Origin of the sequence: Streptomyces sp. NPDC079141 (assembly GCF_040686775.1) — a bacterium.
In the GTDB taxonomy this organism is placed as follows: domain Bacteria; phylum Actinomycetota; class Actinomycetes; order Streptomycetales; family Streptomycetaceae; genus Streptomyces.
Window position 1 is genome coordinate 1071257 of the sequence record NZ_JBFBLP010000001.1, and the last position, 17579, is coordinate 1088835.

The 17579-nt window shown below is 72.1% G+C and carries 15 protein-coding genes; all 15 read left to right on the top strand.

The features are described 5' to 3' along the window. Positions 1-137: 137 nt before the first annotated feature. The 15 genes from AB0Q90_RS04925 (at position 138) to AB0Q90_RS04995 (ending at position 17570) form a co-directional block, all read left to right on the top strand. Positions 138-3089, top strand: coding sequence for a GH59 galactosidase (locus AB0Q90_RS04925; protein WP_363159033.1), 2952 nt, complete (start codon positions 138-140; stop codon positions 3087-3089). A gap of 145 nt (positions 3090-3234) precedes the next feature. After that, positions 3235-4185, top strand: a complete 951-nt coding sequence (locus tag AB0Q90_RS04930; protein ID WP_363159034.1) for a BTAD domain-containing putative transcriptional regulator — start codon at positions 3235-3237, stop codon at positions 4183-4185. A 281-nt stretch (positions 4186-4466) separates the two neighbouring features. Next, positions 4467-5009 carry a Pvc16 family protein gene (locus AB0Q90_RS04935; protein WP_363159035.1) on the top strand — a complete coding sequence of 181 codons (543 nt, stop codon included), beginning with the start codon at positions 4467-4469 and terminating at the stop codon, positions 5007-5009. Beyond that, a complete protein-coding gene (locus AB0Q90_RS04940) occupies positions 5006-5596 on the top strand; it encodes a hypothetical protein (protein WP_363159036.1) in 591 nt (196 codons plus the stop codon). The genes AB0Q90_RS04935 and AB0Q90_RS04940 overlap by 4 nt, the downstream gene beginning before the upstream one ends. A 21-nt stretch (positions 5597-5617) precedes the next feature. After that, positions 5618-8248 carry a phage tail sheath subtilisin-like domain-containing protein gene (locus AB0Q90_RS04945; protein ID WP_363159037.1) on the top strand — a complete coding sequence of 877 codons (2631 nt, stop codon included), beginning with the start codon at positions 5618-5620 and terminating at the stop codon, positions 8246-8248. Positions 8249-8258: 10 nt separating this feature from the next. Next, positions 8259-8696, top strand: coding sequence for a phage tail protein (locus AB0Q90_RS04950; protein WP_363159038.1), 438 nt, complete (start codon positions 8259-8261; stop codon positions 8694-8696). A gap of 4 nt (positions 8697-8700) precedes the next feature. Beyond that, positions 8701-9162 (top strand): phage tail protein, encoded by a 462-nt coding sequence (locus AB0Q90_RS04955; RefSeq protein ID WP_363159039.1) that lies wholly within the window; start codon positions 8701-8703, stop codon positions 9160-9162. A 1-nt stretch (position 9163) separates the two neighbouring features. Continuing rightward, complete coding sequence (locus AB0Q90_RS04960) at positions 9164-9328, top strand: hypothetical protein (RefSeq protein ID WP_363159040.1); 165 nt, start codon at positions 9164-9166, stop codon at positions 9326-9328. After that, positions 9325-9999, top strand: a complete 675-nt coding sequence (locus tag AB0Q90_RS04965; protein WP_363159041.1) for a LysM peptidoglycan-binding domain-containing protein — start codon at positions 9325-9327, stop codon at positions 9997-9999. Before AB0Q90_RS04960 ends, AB0Q90_RS04965 begins: the two co-directional genes overlap by 4 nt. Next, a complete protein-coding gene (locus AB0Q90_RS04970) occupies positions 9996-11714 on the top strand; it encodes a phage baseplate assembly protein V (protein ID WP_363159042.1) in 1719 nt (572 codons plus the stop codon). The genes AB0Q90_RS04965 and AB0Q90_RS04970 overlap by 4 nt, the downstream gene beginning before the upstream one ends. A gap of 17 nt (positions 11715-11731) precedes the next feature. Beyond that, positions 11732-12010, top strand: a complete 279-nt coding sequence (locus tag AB0Q90_RS04975; RefSeq protein ID WP_363159043.1) for a PAAR domain-containing protein — start codon at positions 11732-11734, stop codon at positions 12008-12010. After that, entirely contained in the window at positions 12007-12420 is a 414-nt protein-coding gene (locus AB0Q90_RS04980; protein ID WP_363159044.1) for a GPW/gp25 family protein, read from the top strand. The genes AB0Q90_RS04975 and AB0Q90_RS04980 overlap by 4 nt, the downstream gene beginning before the upstream one ends. After that, entirely contained in the window at positions 12417-15113 is a 2697-nt protein-coding gene (locus AB0Q90_RS04985; RefSeq protein ID WP_363159045.1) for a baseplate J/gp47 family protein, read from the top strand. The genes AB0Q90_RS04980 and AB0Q90_RS04985 overlap by 4 nt, the downstream gene beginning before the upstream one ends. After that, on the top strand, positions 15110-16738 hold the full coding sequence (locus AB0Q90_RS04990; RefSeq protein WP_363159046.1) for a hypothetical protein: 1629 nt from the start codon (positions 15110-15112) through the stop codon (positions 16736-16738). Before AB0Q90_RS04985 ends, AB0Q90_RS04990 begins: the two co-directional genes overlap by 4 nt. Beyond that, entirely contained in the window at positions 16731-17570 is an 840-nt protein-coding gene (locus AB0Q90_RS04995) for a hypothetical protein (RefSeq protein ID WP_363159047.1), read from the top strand. Before AB0Q90_RS04990 ends, AB0Q90_RS04995 begins: the two co-directional genes overlap by 8 nt. Positions 17571-17579 lie beyond the last annotated feature (9 nt).

A 17579-nucleotide genomic window follows, 5' to 3' on the forward strand; every position in this document is an offset into this window, starting at 1 on the left:
CGGGCAGTGCGGCCCCGCCAATTCACAGGGGCTGCAAGGGGATTGACGTAGAAAACGCTTACCACCTACGGTCCCCTCCGGAATCGCGGACACCTTTCGAAATGTCGAACCCCTGGAAGGGGCGAAGCGGGTTGCACATGCAGCGAAGACTGGGATGGGCGGCGCTCGCCGCGGCCACGACCATGGCGCTGGCGGCCGGAGTGATCACCGCCCCGGCCGCCCACACCGCGGAAGACGCCGTGGAGGTCGTGGTGAACGGCGACGACGTGCGCGCCGACAACATGAACGGGCTGACGTACAAGGGCCTCGGACTGCTCAGCTGCAACAGCACGAGCAATCTGCTGATGGACTACAAGGCGGAACACCCCGACCGGTACTGGGAGTTGATCCGGGTCCTGTTCGGCGGCAGGAACCCGCTGATCAACCACGTCAAGGTGGAGATGGGCTCGGACACCAACACCTCCACCGGCTCCGATCCCGCGACCATGCGCACCTCGGACGAGCTCGCCGACGCCTCCCGCTCCCCCGGCTTCCAACTGGCCGCCGACGCCAAGACGGTGAACCCCGGCCTGAAGGTCTCGATCCTGCGCTGGGTCATGCCCCGCTGGGTGCAGACGGAGTGGAACAAGGGCACCGGCCGCGACGAGATGTACCGGTGGTACAAGGAGACGATCCTCGACGCGTACGAGAAGTACGGGTACATGGTCGACTACGTCGATCCGGACACCAACGAGACGCGGAACCCGGACATCCCGTTCATCAAGTGGTACAAGAACGCGCTGGTGAACGACACCGACTTCGCCGACCCGCGGTACGGCCTGCCGGCGGAGAAGCAGGCGGAGGCCGCGCGGGCCTACCAGCGCATCAAGATCATCGCCTCCGACGAGAACACCACGAAGAACATCGGGCCCGCCCTCCTCACGGACGCGGAGCTCTTCGGCATGGTCGACGCCGTGGGCTACCACTACAACACCGACGACCGCCTCGACGGCACCCCCGACAGCGCCACCCACCTGCCGTACACGAAGCTCGCGACCGGCAACACCCCGTCGGGGCAGGACAAGGAGGTCTGGTACAGCGAGGGAACCGCCTCGTTCGGCTCCACCGAGTACCGCGTCCACAACACCGACGGCCCGAACGGCGCGAGCACCGGCATCGGCGGCGTCCAGAGCGCCCTCGACCTCGCCAACCGCTCCGTCAAGAGTTACGCGAACTCCAAGCGGACGCACTACATCTTCCAGCCGGCCATCGGTTCCTTCTACGAGGGCGCGCAGTACAGCCACAAGGAGCTCGTCAGCGCCCGCGACCCGTGGTCGGGCCACATCCGCTACGACGCCGCCGTGTACGTGATGCAGCACTTCACCCGGTTCGCCAGAACCGGCTGGGAGAACGACACCAACACGGCGGGCATCTGGCGGACCGTGCCCGAGGCGAGCCGCAGCGAAGTGAGCGGCACCGAGAACGTCGACGGCTCGAACGGCGCGCCGAGTTACATGACGCTCGCGGACCCCGGGAAGAAGAACTTCTCGACGATCGCCGTCAACGACAGCGACCAGCCGAAGACCTACCGGATCAAGGCCGAGAACATGCGACTCGGCTCCGATCCGACCATGGAGGTCTGGGAGACCCGAGCGGCGGACCCCGGGGAGGCCTACGACGCGAACTTCATGCACCTCGCCGACGAACTGCGTCCCGGCGCCGACGGGTACTACACGTACACGGTCCGGCCGCGCTCGATCGCGACGCTGACGACCCTCGACCGCAGCGACGACGAAGCGACCGGCCGCCGTCTGCCCGCCTCCGGACAGCGCACGGTGCTCGACACCGACGCGACCGGCAAGGCGCCCGACACCCGCGACCGCGTCCTGTACGCCGACGACTTCGGCTACGCGGAGGAGGGCCGGGTCCAGGTCGGCACGGACAACGGCGCGCGCCGGACCTCCCAGCCCTATCTGAAGTCCCGCGGCAACCAGCCCCGTTACCTGGTCGACAACACCGGTGCGTGGGAGGTCGGCAAGGACGCGTCCGGCGACAACGTCCTCTACCAGTACATGGACCAGTCCATGAAGGACACCGCCGCCTGGAACCGGCACACCCCCAACACCACGGTCGGCGACTTCCGCTGGCAGAACTACCGGGCCTCGGTCGACGTCTCCTTCCCCGACCCGGCCGGCGGCCTCGCCGTCCTCGGCGTGCGCCAGCAGAAGGGCATGGCGGTGAGCGACGCCGCGTACCACGTCCGCATCGCGCCCGACGGAGCCTGGGCGTTCTACGAGTACGGCACCGTCATCCAACAGGGCACGGTCGCCGCGTCCGACCACTACCGCCTGGCCGTCGAGGCCAAGGGAGCGACGGTCACCGCCTTCGTCGACGGGCAGGCCGTCGCCACGTACCAGGACCCGACGCCCGCCACCGCGGGCCGCGTCAAGCTCGGCACCGACTTCTACCGGACGGCGTTCGACAACCTGAAGGTCGAGAAGGTCGACGGCTACACCCCCTACGCCACCGCACTGCTCGACAGCATGGACGGCTCCGTCGCCCACGAGGGCACCTGGAGCCGGAAGGCCTCACTGGGTGACGCGATGGACTGGCACCGGTCGACGTCCACGAGCACGACCGCCGGAGCCTCGGTCACCGTTCCGTTCACCGGTACCGGCATCGACGTCATCGGCGGCAACGACGGCAGCGCCGTGTTCGACGTCCACGTCGATGGCAGGCCCGTCGCCCGGAACGTGCGGACCAACGCCACCGACAAGCGCCAGGCGACGTACTCGCTGCGCGGTCTGCCCCAGGGCAGGCACCGGGCGACGTTCGTCCTGAAGTCCGGAAAGATCGTCCTCGACGCGTTCATGGCGATCTCCGGCGACGTGGACGGGCCGGTGGACACCACACCGATCCGAAACAGCCTGGCCGGGATCGGAACTCCGACGGAGGCCGACTACACGGCTGACTCCTGGACCCTCTTCGAGGTCGCGCACTCGGCGGCGAGGACGGCCGTGGACGGGCAGCGGGGTCTCGACGCCATCGGGGTCGAGCAGCTGGCGCGGCGACTCGACGCGGCCTACGACGGTCTGGTCGCCCGGGAGTAAGGGCGTTGCACCATGCGGCCGGCGGGTCTGCCCGACGAGGCGGACCCGCCGGCTGCGCCCTGTCGTGTTTCCACCAATTAGGTCCCCCCACGCACGAATTCGGAGTATCTTGCGGTTGCGCCCACCGGCCAGGGGGAGGCCATGGATGACGCCTGAAGGACCAGCGACGCCCAACCACACCGGCCCGTACCAAGGGGCGCTCCTGCTGCCCGCCGCGCAACTCCCCCCGTCGCACACGCTGAGTCTCACGCTCCTCGGACCGCCCGGGGTCTCCTTCGACGGCGAGCCCGTCCGGCTGTCGCCGGGGGCGACCACCCTGTGCGCCTATCTCGCCCTCGCACCGTCGGAGGGCCGGTCGCGGTCCGTCACCGCCGCCCATCTCTTCGAGGACTGCTCCGAGCGCGTGGCCCGCCGGCGTCTCAACACCGCGCTGTGGCGCCTCAGGTGCGAAGTCCGGGCCGCCACCGGCCTGGAGATCGTGGCCTGCGACAGCTGGCGAACGGTGGCCCTGAATCCCGATGTCGACGTCACCACGGACGCCGCCAGGTTCCAGAGGCTGGTCGAGCTGGTCCTCCGGGTGCCGCCCACCGACCTGGACGAGGCGGACGTCGCCCGGCTGCACAACGCGGTCTCCCTGCGCCGGGGCCGACTGGTCGAAACCTGCGAGGACCACTGGGTCCTGGCCGCCCGGTGCCGGATCGACAGCCTCTACCTTGCCGCCCTCGACCACCTGATCCAGTACTACGGCGCCCGTCGTGACGTTCCGGCGATCACCGCGTACGGCGAGCGCGCCCTGGAACTGGAGCCGCTCCGCGAGGACTTGCACCGGCATCTGATCCGGGCGTTCGGCACCGCCGGCCGAATGGACCTGGCAGAGCGGCAGTTCGAACGGTGCCGCGCCGTCCTGCTCGAAGAACTGGGCGTCGACCCCATGCCCGAGACGGTCGCCACCTACGCGCGGCTGCACACCGCGGGCAGCGGCCGGTCAGGGGCCGTGGCCGCGCTGATCACGGAGTTCGAGCGCGCCCGGCGGGACGTCGGGCGGCTGGCCGCTGCCATGGACCGCGCGCTCGACCAACTCCGCGGCATGTCCTGAGCCCGAGTCCGCGCTGCCGGCGAGGCGTGAAATCGCCAAGTGGCGTTCGTATGACTCTTCTTCGCCCAGTCGAACCGTCTCCCTCACCCGATCGAAGGAGACATCGAACAGTGGGCCGTTGCGGCGCCCTGTTCGCGCGGCGGGTCCGTGAGTCTTGAGGAATCCGCTGGTCGTCCGTGGGACCACCGGACCTGACGACACGGTGACGGGCCCGTGATTCACCCGTGGTTCTCCCGTGAGCGCGCAAGTCCACGCTGAGCCCACGAGAGAAGGGGGCGCTCGTGATCACCGAGGTCAGCGAAGCCCTGTGCGACGTCATCCACCAGGCCACGCCCGACCACGGGAGCTGGATGGTCCTGCACTCCCTCTCCCAGGCCGACAAGTCGCCGCTGCCCGACGCCAAGGGCGTCCTCGCGCTCCTCGCCGTCGAGGAGCACGACCATCTGCGCAACCGCCCCCTCACCGACGGCGCGGCCGGACTCGTGCGCGCACCGCTGGCCCTGAAACTGCACTATCTGGCCACCTTCATGGGCGACCACGACGAGGCACAGCGCCGGCTGGCCCGCATCGTCCAGGCCTTCCACACCACACCGGTCCTGCGCCGGCACCTGCTCAAGCCCCCCTTGGCCGACGAGGTCGAGACCCTCACGATCCGGCTGGTCGGCCCCACCCACGACCAGCGCAACCAGATCTGGGGCGCACTCGGCCGTCCCGGTCGGCTCGCCCTGTTCTACGAGGTGGACGTCGCGCCCGTCCCCGTGCTCCAGCAGGACGGCGCGGGCCGCGTGGTCGAGCACCGCGTCGAGTATGTGAGGTCGCCGTGAGCATCGCGACGAGCACCACCCAACTGCGGCACCGTGTACGCCTGCTGCATGCCGCCACCGGCGCGCCCATCGGCCCGCTCACCGCCCGGCTCACCACGGCACGGCACGGCTGGGCCGTCCGGACGGTCCCCGACGGAGCCGTCGTCACCGCCCGCACCGACGTCGCCGCCCCGTCCACTCCCCCGCACCTCGCCGTCACCGTCACCGACGGCGCCCTGGCCGAGCTGCTCACCTTCCCGCCGGCGCCGGACTGGCCGCCGTACACCCTGCTGGTCGCGCTGACCGCGCCCGAGATCGTACGGCGGCTGGATCCCGTGCCGATGACGCTGAGCGTGACGCTCGTGACGCCGTCCACGGGCGCTCCGCGTACCGGGCGGACGGTCGTGGCCCGGGCCACGAAGGGTCCGGGCCCGAAGCCCGAGATCGCCTTGCCCGAGGTCTCACCCGGCGTCTACACCTCGGCCCCGGCCGTGTGGACGGCCGCATTCACCCCGGCGGAACTACTGGTCGGCGGAGCCCTGCTGCGCACCGTCTCCGTGAACGGGTTGTCCGTGGCGACCCGGATCCGACTGGTCGACACGACATGAACCAAGAGCTGAGGAGGACCCGTGACGTATCTATCGCCCGGCGTGTACATCGAGGAGGTCCCGTCCGGGCCGCAGCCGATCGCCGCCGCACCGACCAGCGTGGTGGCGATCCTCGGCACGACGCGTAAGGGGCCGCTGCTGGAGCCGACCCGCGTCACCGGCTGGGGCGACTACGTCCGGACGTTCGGCGCCCCCACCTCGCGCGGCTTCACCGGCGAGTCCGTCTTCGGCTACTTCGAGAACGGCGGGCCGGCCGCCTGGGTGATCCGGGTGGACCCCTCGACGGCCGCATCGTGGCAGGTCTTCGACGCGTCGGCGAGGAAGAGCTTCGCCGTGACCGCCGCTTCGCCGGGAGCCTGGGCGGCCTCGCTGGGCATCGGCGTCCAGCCCGACACCGGCGGAGCCTCCGGGGCCTTCTACCGGGCGGAGACGACGGGCAGCACGGTCTCGGTGACATCGGGCACCCCCGCCACCCTGCAGGTGCCGTCAACGGCCGGGCTGCGGCCCGGCGACGCCATCGTGCTCGTACCGGTCCCGGCCTCGGGAACCGTGGCCGCGCCGGTGACCGCGACCGTCGACTCGGTGACGTCGAACACCGTCGCGCTGACGGCGAGCGGCGCGGTGACGATGGCGCCCGGCTCGGTCGTCGCCGGTGCGCTGGCGAACAACAGCACCACGTTGTTCCTTCCCTCGGGCAAGGGGTTCCACAAGGGAGACGTGGTCGTGGTGACGGCACCGAACGGCGCCCGCACCGGCGCCCTGGTGACGGACGTCGTCGCCGCCCGGACCTCCGTCACGCTCACTCTGGCCACCGCACCGGGCGCTGCTGCCGGGGCCGCGTTCGTGCTGCGCCGGGCGGACTTCCCGGCGCGCGCGACCACCGGCACACCGTCGGGCACGCCGCCCACGACCAACGTGCCCTTGTCGGCCCTGAGCTTCGAGCGGCCCCTCACCGCACCCGTCGCCGGCGATCTGTCGCCCTCCGGGCCGCAGAGCGCCGTCGCCCGGATCACGATGGCGGACGGGCGCACCGGGGAGTGGAAGGGCGGCAACCGCTTCGAGGTGGGGGGCGCCACACCGCCGCCGAGCGGGCCTGTCACGGTGAACGCCCCCGTATCCGCGGTGCTCCTGGCCGACACGGGGCTGAGCATCACCCATCTCGCCCCGGCCGACGTCTCGGCCGCGTACGGGTTCCTGCCCAAGGGCGCGAAGGTCACCTACCAGGGCGGCACCGGCGTACCCACGGTCGTCGCCACCCGCACGGACTCCGGTTTCGACCTGGCACCGCAGCCCAACACCGCACACACCTACACCGAGGCCGCCTTCACCCTGCAGGCCAACGCGAACACCGGCATCGCCGTCCGCTGCGCCGTCGCGCCACGCGTCGGGGACCGGCTCGCGATCGACACGGCCTTCGCGCCGATCACCGATGTCGCCCGCCACGGCACCGACGTCTACGTGCTGAGCTTCGCCGCCGGAACGACGATCGGGAACACGGGCCAGACCCGGTTCGGGCTGTTCGCGGTGGAGAGCGCCACGGTGACGGCCGAGCGGTTCGCGCTGTCCGTCTCGGTGGACGGCACCGTCGCCGAGACCTTCCGCGGACTGTCGCTGAGCCCCGAGCACCCCGCGTACTTCGCCAAGGACGGCGTGGTGAACGGCGCTTCGGAGCTCGTCACCGTCGCTCATCGGGACACCGCGGCCCCCGCCGTGGCACCGGACTCCGCACCGTTCTATGTCACCGCGGGCAACATCGGCGCGGACAGGCCCGCGACCAACGACGACTTCCGTGAGGGCCTGGTCCGGCTGGAGGAGGTGGACGAGCCCGCGATGGTGATCTGCCCGGACCTGGTCACGGTGGAGGATCCGGGGCTGCAGGCCAATCTCGTGGGTCAGGTCGTCACCCACTGCGAGAACTTCCGCCGGTTCGCCGTGATCGACACCCCGGACCTGGCCGGCGCACCGGGGCCGAGGGCCGACACGGACCTGGCCACGTGGCGCGACACCACACTGTCGTCCACCTACGCGGCGGCCTACGCGCCGCATCTGCGGATCGTGACCATCGATCCCGACTCCCAGGACCGGTTCACCACCGTGCCGCCGTCGGGCTTCGTGGCCGGTGTCATCGCGCGGACCGACCGGCTGCGCGGTGTCCACAAGGCCCCGGGCAACGAGACCGTGACCGGCGCCATCGGGCTGACCCAGACCTACACCCAGCGCCGGCAGGACCTGCTCAACCCGCGGGGCGTCAACCTCATCCGCGCCTTCCCCGGCCGCGGCACGCGGCTGTGGGGCGCCCGCAACGCCACGGACGACACGACCTGGCGCTATGTCAATGTCCGCCGGCTGTTCAACATGATCGAGACCTCGGTCGACCGGGCCCTGCAGTGGGTCGTCTTCGAGCCCAACACCGCCCAGACCTGGATCCGCATCAAGGTCTCGGTGGAGAACTTCCTCGACCAGCAGTGGCGGGCCGGCGCCCTCGCCGGGACCAAGCCCGAGCAGGCCTACCGGGTCCGGGTCGGGCTCGGCGAAACCATGACCGAGGCCGACATCGACGTGGGTCTCGTGATCACCGAGGTCGCCATCGCCCCCGCCAAACCCGCCGAGTTCGTCGTCGTCCGCTTCAGCCACAAGCGACTGTCCGAGTAGGAGTTGCCGCATGTATCCCATGACCACCCTGCACTTCGCGGTGAGCTGGGGGGACACACAGCAGACCTCCAGCTTCTCCGAGGTGAGCGGTCTGACGATGGAGGCCGAGGTCATCGAGTACCGCGGGGGTGCCGACCCGCAGTTCTCCACGCGCAAGCAGCCGGGGCTGCGCAAGTTCTCCAACGTCACCATGAAGCGGGGCATCGCCCCGGCCGAGGCCGGCAACGGGCTCTTCGAGTGGTACAACTCGATCACCATCGGCTCCGTGGACCGCCGTGACGTCACGATCAGCCTCCTCAACGAGGAGCGGGACCCGGTGATGACCTGGAAGATCAGGGAGGCCTGGCCGGTCAAGCTCGAAGGCCCGGGCCTGAAGTCCACCGGCACCGATGTCGCCATCGAATCGGTCGAGTTCGCCTGCGAAGGCATCCTGATCGAGACCCGGTGACCCGATGCTGCCGCTGGCCTCGCCCCTCGTCAGGCCGTTCACCACGGCCCACTTCGTCCTGGCCATCGACGGCCTGGCGTCGGTGAACTTCGCCAAGTGCACCGGGCTGGCCGCCGAGGTCGGCGTGGAGGAGTACCAGGAGGGCGGTGAGAACCGGTTCGCCCACCGCTTTCCCAGCCGGGCCTCGTTCCCGAACCTGGTGCTGAGCCAGGGCGCCGGACCGGCGCAGGAGTTGTGGGACTGGTTCGCCGAGTTCCATGTCAGCGGGCTGGTCGCGCCGCGGGACGGCAGCGTCATCCTGATGAGCTCGGTCGAGGGGGCGGTCGAGCCGGTCCGGGTGTGGGCGTTCACGAGGGGCTGGCCCGCCAAGCTGACCGGCCCCGACCTGGACGCGCAGTCGTCCGCCGCGGCGATCGACGTCATCGAGATCGCCCACCACGGACTCTCCCTGAAGAAGGTGCACTGACATGGCCGTCGTGATCGGACAGATCGTCACCGAGACAGTGCTCGCGCCCGCCCCGTCCGAGGTCCCGCCGCCCGGCGAACCCCGGGGCGAGGCGGACATGGACGTGATCGTGCGCCGGGCCGCCGAGCGGGTGCTGGAGATCCTCCGCCGGGAGTGGGACCTGTGAACCTGACCGCGACCCAGCTCGCCAAGCTGACCATCGACGCCTACGCGGACATCAAGTTCCAGCAGCCCACCGGAATCCGCTGGCAGGCCCTGCTCAACCCGACCGAGCTGTCCTTCTCCCGCAAGAACCTGTACCAGGCCACGCAGTCCGCGGGAACGTCAGCCCCGCAGCAGTCGTTCACCGGCGGCGAGCCCGACCAGGTCCAGATCGACCTGCTGCTGGACGGCACCGGAGTGGTCGGCGAGCCCGGGACCATCGGCCCGCTGCTCGACGCCCTGCTGGAACTGACCCGGTTCCAGGGCGACACCCACCAGCCGTACTACGTGCACGCCCACTGGGGGCGGTTCGGGTTCCGCGGGATCCTCACCCAGGCCGATGTCACGTACAAGCTGTTCGACCGGGCGGGCGAACCGCTGCGGGCCACGGTCAAGCTGTCGCTGAAGGAGGCGCTCTCGGTCCAGGAGACGGTCGCGAAGGACCGGCCGTCCTCCCCCGACCTGCGCCAGACCTGGCTGGTCGAGGACGGCGAGACCCTCGACGCCATCGCCGCCCGGGTGTACGGGGACCCGGCGTACTGGCGTCCGCTGGCCGCGGCGAACCGGCTGGCCAACCCTCGCGGTCTGCGCACCGGCCAGCTGCTCGTCCTCCCGCCGCTGGCGGCCGGCCGGTGAGCCCGGCGGAGCGGGACCGGCCCGCCTTCGAGGTGCGCGTGGCCGGCACGGCGCTGCAACCGCTGGTGGCCGCGGACATCGTCGAACTGGACGTCTCCGAGGAGGTGAACCGGCACGGCCGTCTGACCCTGATCGTGCAGAACTGGGACGCGGACAGCCGCAGCGTGCGGCACAGCGACGACGGCCCGTTCGAACCCGGGGCGGCGATCGCGGTCTCGCTCGGCTACCACTCCCGGCTGACCACCGTGTTCGACGGCGTCATCGCGTCCCTGACCACGCACTTCCCGCGCGGCGGCCGCCCCGTGCTGCGCGTCGAGGGGCGCAGCCGGTCCATCCTGCTGGAACATCCGCCCCGCTCCCGCCAGTTGGCCGATGTCTCCGACGCGGATGTCGCCTCGGCCGTCGCCGCCGACTACGGGCTGACCACGGACGCCGCGGACGGCGTCCGCCGTCCCTTCGTGGTCAGCGACCGGACCGGCGACTGGGAGCTGCTCAAGCGCCGCGCGGCCGAGCTGGGCTGGGTCACCTACGTCCGCGGCGACACGCTCGTCCTGCGTCCGCCCGCGCCGAAGCGGCAGCCGATCGCGCTGGACTACACCCGCGATCTGGTCGAGCTGCACCTGACGCAGGATCTGACGCGCGCCATCGGTTCGGCCGTCGGCGTGGCCTGGGATCTGGCCTCGCTGGAGGCCGCCGAGTCCGAGCAGAGCGCCGCCGCCGCGGGCATCGACGTCGGCGAGCGCCCCGCGCACGACGACGCCGCGGCCGACTCCGGCTGGCCGGCGCGGGACGAGCGGTGCGCCTCCCCGGCGGTCACCGGGTCGGACGAGGCCGACGCCCGCGCCGTCGCCGTACAGCGCAGGGCCGCACTGGCGCACTGCTTCGGCTCCGGTGCCGTGCACGGCGACCCGGCGCTGCGGTGCGACGGCTGGGTGTCGATCACTGGTGTCGGCACCCGGATGTCCGGACCGCACTACGTCACCGCGGCCCGGCATCGCTTCACCGCGGGCAGATATCTGACGGAGTTTCAGGTGGGGTCGCCGCCCGCCCTGCTCCCACCGCCCGCGACCGGCGACCGCGGTCTCGTCCTGGGCGTCGTGGAAGCGCTCGACGACCCGGAGTCGCTGAACCGGGTGCGGGTCCGGCTGCCGTGGCGGGCGGACGGCGGAGACGGGGTCTGGGCCCGGACGGCGGGCCTCGACGCGGGCGACGGCTACGGCGCTGTCGTCGTCCCGAACGTGGGGCAGGAGGTCCTCGTCGGGTTCGTCGACGGCGATCCGGCCACGCCGGTCGTGCTCGGCTCCCTCTACAACGGCACGCAGCGGCCGCCGGTCCTGGTGGACGCCGACACCAACGCCGTCCGGGCCCTGATGACACCCGACGGCCACGCCCTGCGCCTGGAGGACGGCGAGTCGGCAGCGGCAAGCCTGACGTCCGGCAAGGGCCACAGCCTCGTGCTCGACGACCAGGGCTCCGCCGTCGTCCTCACGCACTCCGACTCGGGCAACGCCGTCCGGCTGTCCGGGAAGGGCATCGAACTCGTCGCGGCGCAGGGCGACATCAAGCTGTCGTCGGCGGCGGGGAGCATCACGCTCGAATCACTCCGGCTCCAGGCCAAGGCCTCGGGGCCGTCCACCATCGAGACCTCCGCGACCTTCGGTCTCAAGGCGTCGGGGTCGCTCGCGCTCAACGGCTCACTAGTCACCATCAACTAGCAACTGGGGAGATCACCATGCCTGCGGCCGCTCGGGTCGGAGACACCACGGTGCACGGTGGCACGGTCGTCGGACCGGGGGTCGCCACCGTACTGGTCGGCGGGATGCCCGCGGCGGTGGTGGGAGACATGCACGTCTGCGTGATCCCCTCACCCCCGCCGCACCCTCCGTCCACGCCGTTCCTGGCCGGTTCGGCCACGGTGCTCATCCAGGGCCGGCCCGCGCTGCGGGCGGGCGACGCCTGCGCCTGCGGGGCGTCGGTGGCCGTCGGCAACCCGACGGTGGTGATCGGATGAACGGCGACTACCCCCATGTGGGCCGGGGTTGGGACTTCCCGCCGAGGTGGGTCCGCCCGGATTCCGGGCCGGTGTCCCTGGTGACGGAGGAGGGCCAGGCGCACCTGGCCGACGCCCTGCGCGTACTGCTCCACACCATGCCGGGCAGCCGCGTCATGCGGCCCGACTTCGGCGCCGGCGTGGACCGGTACGTCTTCGAGCCCCGCACCTCCGACGCCTGCCACCGGCTCGCGGACGACGTGCGCCGGGCGCTCCTGCTCGGCGAACCCCGGGTCATCGTCGACTCCGTCCAGGCGGTGCCGTCCGAGGAGGCGGACGACCGGGTCGATGTCATCGTCTCCTACCGCATCGACCGTCATCGACGCCCGAACAACCTCGTCGTCCCGTTCTACCTGGCAGGTGCGCGATGACCCGGCCCCCGGAACGCATCGTCGAGGCAATGGCGGCCGTAGCCCGGCTCACCAGCTTCCACGAGGAGACCACCTGGTACGACGTCCTGTTCACGCGCCCGGGAGGCGAGGAGACGGACGTACTCGCGCGGCCCGAGCAGCCGGACCAGGCCCTGCTCTCGGTGCTGGCCCGCGAGTACACCGCCCTCGACCGGCACGCCGCCACCCTGTCGGAGCGGACCCATGTGGCCTGGCTGGAACAGCTCCTCGGCATCCCCCGGCTGCCGGCCCTGCCCGACCGTGTGATCGCCCAGGCCGACGTCGACCCCAAGCTCGCGCCGGCCGTCGTCCCGCGCGGCACCCTGTTGCGCGGCGGCAAGGACGCCTTCGGCAACGAACGGCACTACGCCACCCTCGACCCGCTCACCGCCCACGGCGCTCCCCTGATCGCCGTGCGCACCCTGTACCCCGGCGGGACCGAACCCGGGCTGCCGGGCATCGCGAACGAGGCGCCGGAGTTTCCGCTCGTGCCCGTTGCCGGTGCGGACGCCGTCCACACGCTGCGGGTGTACTCGCCGGCGCTGGCCTTCGAGGGCGGCGACCTCATCGCCGCGCTGACCTTCGGCGACGCCACCGGTGTGGATCTGCTGGCCCCCGCCGTGTGGCGATGCTCCACGGCGGACGGCGAGGTGGGTCCGACCACGACGGGGACGGTCTCCGGCGCCACGGTCACCGTCACGCTGTCGGGCGGGTGCGGGGCTCCGGAGGGGCGGACTCCGTGGATCGAGTGCGTCGTCCCGGCCACGGCGCCGGTGCCGGAGGAGCTGGCGTTCGCGACGGTGGAGGTCGCGGTGGCCGGGCGCACGCCGTTCGTGCCGCAGGCCGCCTTCCACAACGACGGCGCTGTGGACGTCACCAAGGAGTTCCAGCCGTTCGGCGCGGTGGCCAAGCGCGGGGACGCCTTCTATCTGCGCTCCGACGAGGCGTTCGCCAAGGCCCTGGGGCAGCTGACCGTCACCGTCTCCCTGATGCAGCCGGCCCATGGGATCCTCTCGGCCTCGGCGGGCGGCAGCGGCATCCCGGCGGTCACGGCGAACTTCCTCAAGGACCGGCTGACGACGGTTCAGGCCGAGGTGGGCGCGGCCCACACCAAGCACTTCCTCGACATCTTCGACTTCCTCAAGGACCGGGGCGACGCCAGGGTGGTGTGGCAGCGGCGGGTGGAAGGGCGGTGGCGGCAGATCGGTGACGCCCGCGACCGGTTCGGTTCGGTCAGCGCCGACGTGTCCGGCGCGGTCGGGTCCGAGGCGTTCGCCGTCGCGGGACAGCCGGGTCACTACGTGCGGGCCTTCCTGTCCGCGGGCGACTTCGGGTGGACGGCCTACCAGGAGGACGTCGCCGCGTTCGCCACTCAGGCGGTGGCCGGTACGACACCCAAGCCCACGTTGCGGCCGCCGCCCGTGCCGCCGATCGCCTCCGGCGTGACGATCTCCTACACGACCGTGCCCGTGGCGGCCACCCGGGTGGAGGCCCGCAGCGGGTGGCGGCACGCGGTCCAGCAGGGCGCCGGTGTGTTCCGGCCGTTCCGCCGCGCGGTCTCGGACGCGGGGGCCACCGGCATGGTGGCGGTCGGCCTCGACCTGCCCGACTCGGCCGCGGGGTCCAGTGTCTCGGTGTACTTCCACGTCGACTCGGCCGCGCCGTGCGGCGCCGCCGACCCGGTGGCCGCGCGGTGGGAGTGGTGGGACGGCACGAGCTGGCAGGCTCTCCCCGTCGCGGACGGATCGCGGCAGCTGCGCGAGTCCGGCCTGCTGCGTTTCGTCGTCCCGGCCGGCTCGGCGGTGGGCTGCGCCGACCTGGGCGCGAAGACGGGCCGCTGGTTCCGTCTGGTGACGACCGCGCCCGAGCGGCTCGGCACGATCCACGGCGTGCATGTGGACGCCGTGGTGGCCGAGTTCGTCTCGCGGGCCCCTGATCCGGCCACCGACCCGAGTTCGGCCGACGCACTGCCACCGGGGACGATCAAGGGCACGCTCTCGCCGGTGCGCGGGGTCAGGAAGGTGACCGATCTGGCCTCGCTGCGCGGCCGCGGCCCGGAGCCCGACGCGGCCTACCGCGCCAGGGCGTCGGCCCGCACCCGGCACCGCGACCGGGCCGTGCTGCCCTGGGACTACGAGCAGCAGGTGGCGCAGGCCTTCCCCGAGGTCGTCGCCGTGCGGTGCCTGCCGCACACCAACCGCGAAGGCGCCCGTGAGGGCGGGAAGGTCGCGCTGGTCGTCCTGCCGGACCGGCCGCTGGACCCGGCACCGCGCCCCTCGGTGAGCCTGGCCGCGGACATCGTGGAGGCCGTCGCCCCGGCCCGGCCGCTCGGCGCCGAGGTGGCGGTGCTCTGCCCGGACTACGCCCCGGTCACCGTCGTCGCGACGATCAGCCTGCGCCGCGGCGTCGACGCCCTGACCGGCAAGGAGTCGATCACGGCGGCGCTGGAGGCGCTGCTGCATCCGGCGAGCACGGTCCCCGTCCGGTGGGGGCAGTCCCTGTACGCGTCGACGCTGATCGCGTTCCTGGAGCGCCGGCCGGAGGTCGACGTCGTCACCTCGTTCCAGCTGCGCGACGCCGGGGGGACTCCGGTCGAGGTGGTCGAGGTGGACCGGTGCCGCGGACTGTACTGCTCGTCCGGGGCCCATGTGCTGATGTGTGAGGAGCAACTGTGACCCCGCAGCAGACGACACCGCTCGTGCCGTTCGTCCCGGTCGAGCCGGACGCCGACTGGGAGACGGTCCGGGCCCGCGTGATGGACGGGCTCGCGCGTGCCGTCCCAGAGGCGTGGAGCGACCACAACCCGGTGGATCCGGGCGTGACCCTGGCGGAAGCGGCCGCGTTCGGGCTGGCCGACCTGCACTACCGGGTCGCCGAACGGCACTTCGACGCCTGGCCGTTGGAGGTACGGGGCTGGGAACCCGACGCCGACCGCTCCTGGCACGCGACGCTCCCGCAGGGCTCGCTGCGGGCGATCGCGGACGCCCTGGCCTCGTCCCGGCCCACCTCGGCCGCCGTACTCGAACCCAGGATCCGCGCCTGTCAGACGGCGGCGGACGCGAACGCCCTGATGGCGACGCCGCCGTGGAGCGCGGCGTTCGCCGTGAGCCGGCGCCCGGCCGTGATCGCGCTGATGCGGGCCCGGCTGGTCCGCCAGGTGGCTCAGGAGCAGGCCCATGTCGTAGCCGAGGCCGTCGCCGCACAGCGGGTCACGGCCGATCCGGTGGCCGTGCGGGACGCGCGGGCCGCGGCCGAACTCGTCGGCATGCTGCCCTTGTGGGACGAGGAGATCGTCGCCCTGGTACGCCGGGAGCGGCGCCGGCTGACCCAGGAGGCGCTCGTCGCCCGGCTGACCGAGGTCCGCGCGGCCACGGCGACCACCGCCCCCGCGATCCGGGACGCGCTCGCCCGGGACGGTCTCGGCCCGGCCGAGGTGCGGGTCGCGATGGCCGCCGGACCTCAGCCGCCGGGCCTGCTGCCGGAGGACCTGGAGGACTCCGCGGGCCGCACACAGGTCTGGCCGCAGCACCCGGTCCAGACCCTGACCTGCGAACCGGTGACCGCGGAGGACTACGCGCGGCGGGCCCGCACGCATCGCGGGGTCCGCCGCGCCTGGGCCGTTCCCGGCAGGCTCAAGGGCATCGCCTGGCACGGGCTGCCCGTCGGGGCTCCGCCGGCCCTCCCCGTGGACCCGAACGCCCCGGCGATCACGCTGGTGGTGGAGCCCAAGGACGCGCAACCGGCCGACGCCGCCGCGTTCCTGCGCGCCGTGCTCCGCACGGCGATCGGCCCCGAAGCGGGCGTGCCCTTCCCCGACTGGCGCACGGCGGTGAACACGGTCGGCCCCCGCCGCGTCATCTGCGACGAGGTCGGTGCGGGGCTGCTGGAGGAGCGGCGCGTCCTGGTCAGGGGCACGCTTGTCACGGGCATCGGGATCGACCGGGCGGCGCTGGTCGATGCCGTACGGGCGCGGATCTCCGCGTTCTTCGCCGCGGGCCGGCCGGAAACGCGGGCGCCCGCAGCCGAGCGGGCCGTGGAGGGTCCGTGGCCGTGGAACGACCAGCCGGAGGGCTGGACTCCCGGCGCCGCGATCCGGTTCACCGAGGTCGTCGAGGCGATCATGGCCGACACCGCCGTCCAGGGTGTCGAGGACCTGGGGATGAAGCTCGAAGGCGGGCCCGAGTTCCTCACCCTGGCCCACGGCAGCCTCGAACTGCCCGCCAACGCCGTGCCGAAGCTGGCGGCCGCGGACTGCCTGCGGGTGCGGTTCGCCCTGGTCACGGAGTGCGGAGATGCGTAGCCCCGACTACACCCGGCTCGCCGCCCAACTGCCCGCCGTCTACCAGCAGGACGCGGCCTCCTTCGCCCAGGTGGACGCCTACCTCGGACTGGCCGACGAACTGAACCGGGCGATCGTCGAGCGGCTGGAGGACCTGCTGACCGGCCTCGGCCCGGACGCCGTGCTGCGCTGGCCCGCCGACGTTCCGCTGGACGCCGGGGCCGACGCCCTGCTGCGCTCCTACCTGGCGACCTTCGACGAGGTGGCGGCCTGGGCCGGCTTCGTGTTCCCGGAGAGCTGGCCGAGGACCGAGGCCGGGCTGGCCCGGCGCCGCCAGTTCCTCGCGCGGTCGGCGCGGCTGTGGCGCCGCCGGGGCACACCCCGCGGCTTCCTCAGCTGGTTCGCCCTGTACTTCGGGCTGACCAAGGAGCAGCAACTGCCCTATCTGCTGGAGCACTACAAGGCGCCCGGCACCGTCGCGACGTTCGCGCCGTACACGGCGACGCTCTTCGTCCCCGACCCGCCCTTCACCGAATGGGCCAGGCGGGAGGAGGCGGTCGACTTCGTGCACCGCTATGCGCCGGCCCATGTGAGCATGCGGGTCTGCTTCGTGGATCCCGCCCTGTTCACGCAACCGCCCCTCGGCAACCCGCCGGTGCTGCCCGACACACCGACCCAGGCGGAGCTGGACGCCTACGCCACCGCGGTCACCGAGCACCAGCAGAAGCTCAACGCGCTGCTGTGCTCGACGGTGTCGAAGATCAGCCACCAGAACGGCATCCACATCCACGCATGCATCGACGAGGGCCGCCCCCAAGACCGGCTCGGCGTCGGACGCCTGCCCAAGTCGTGACGGCCCGCA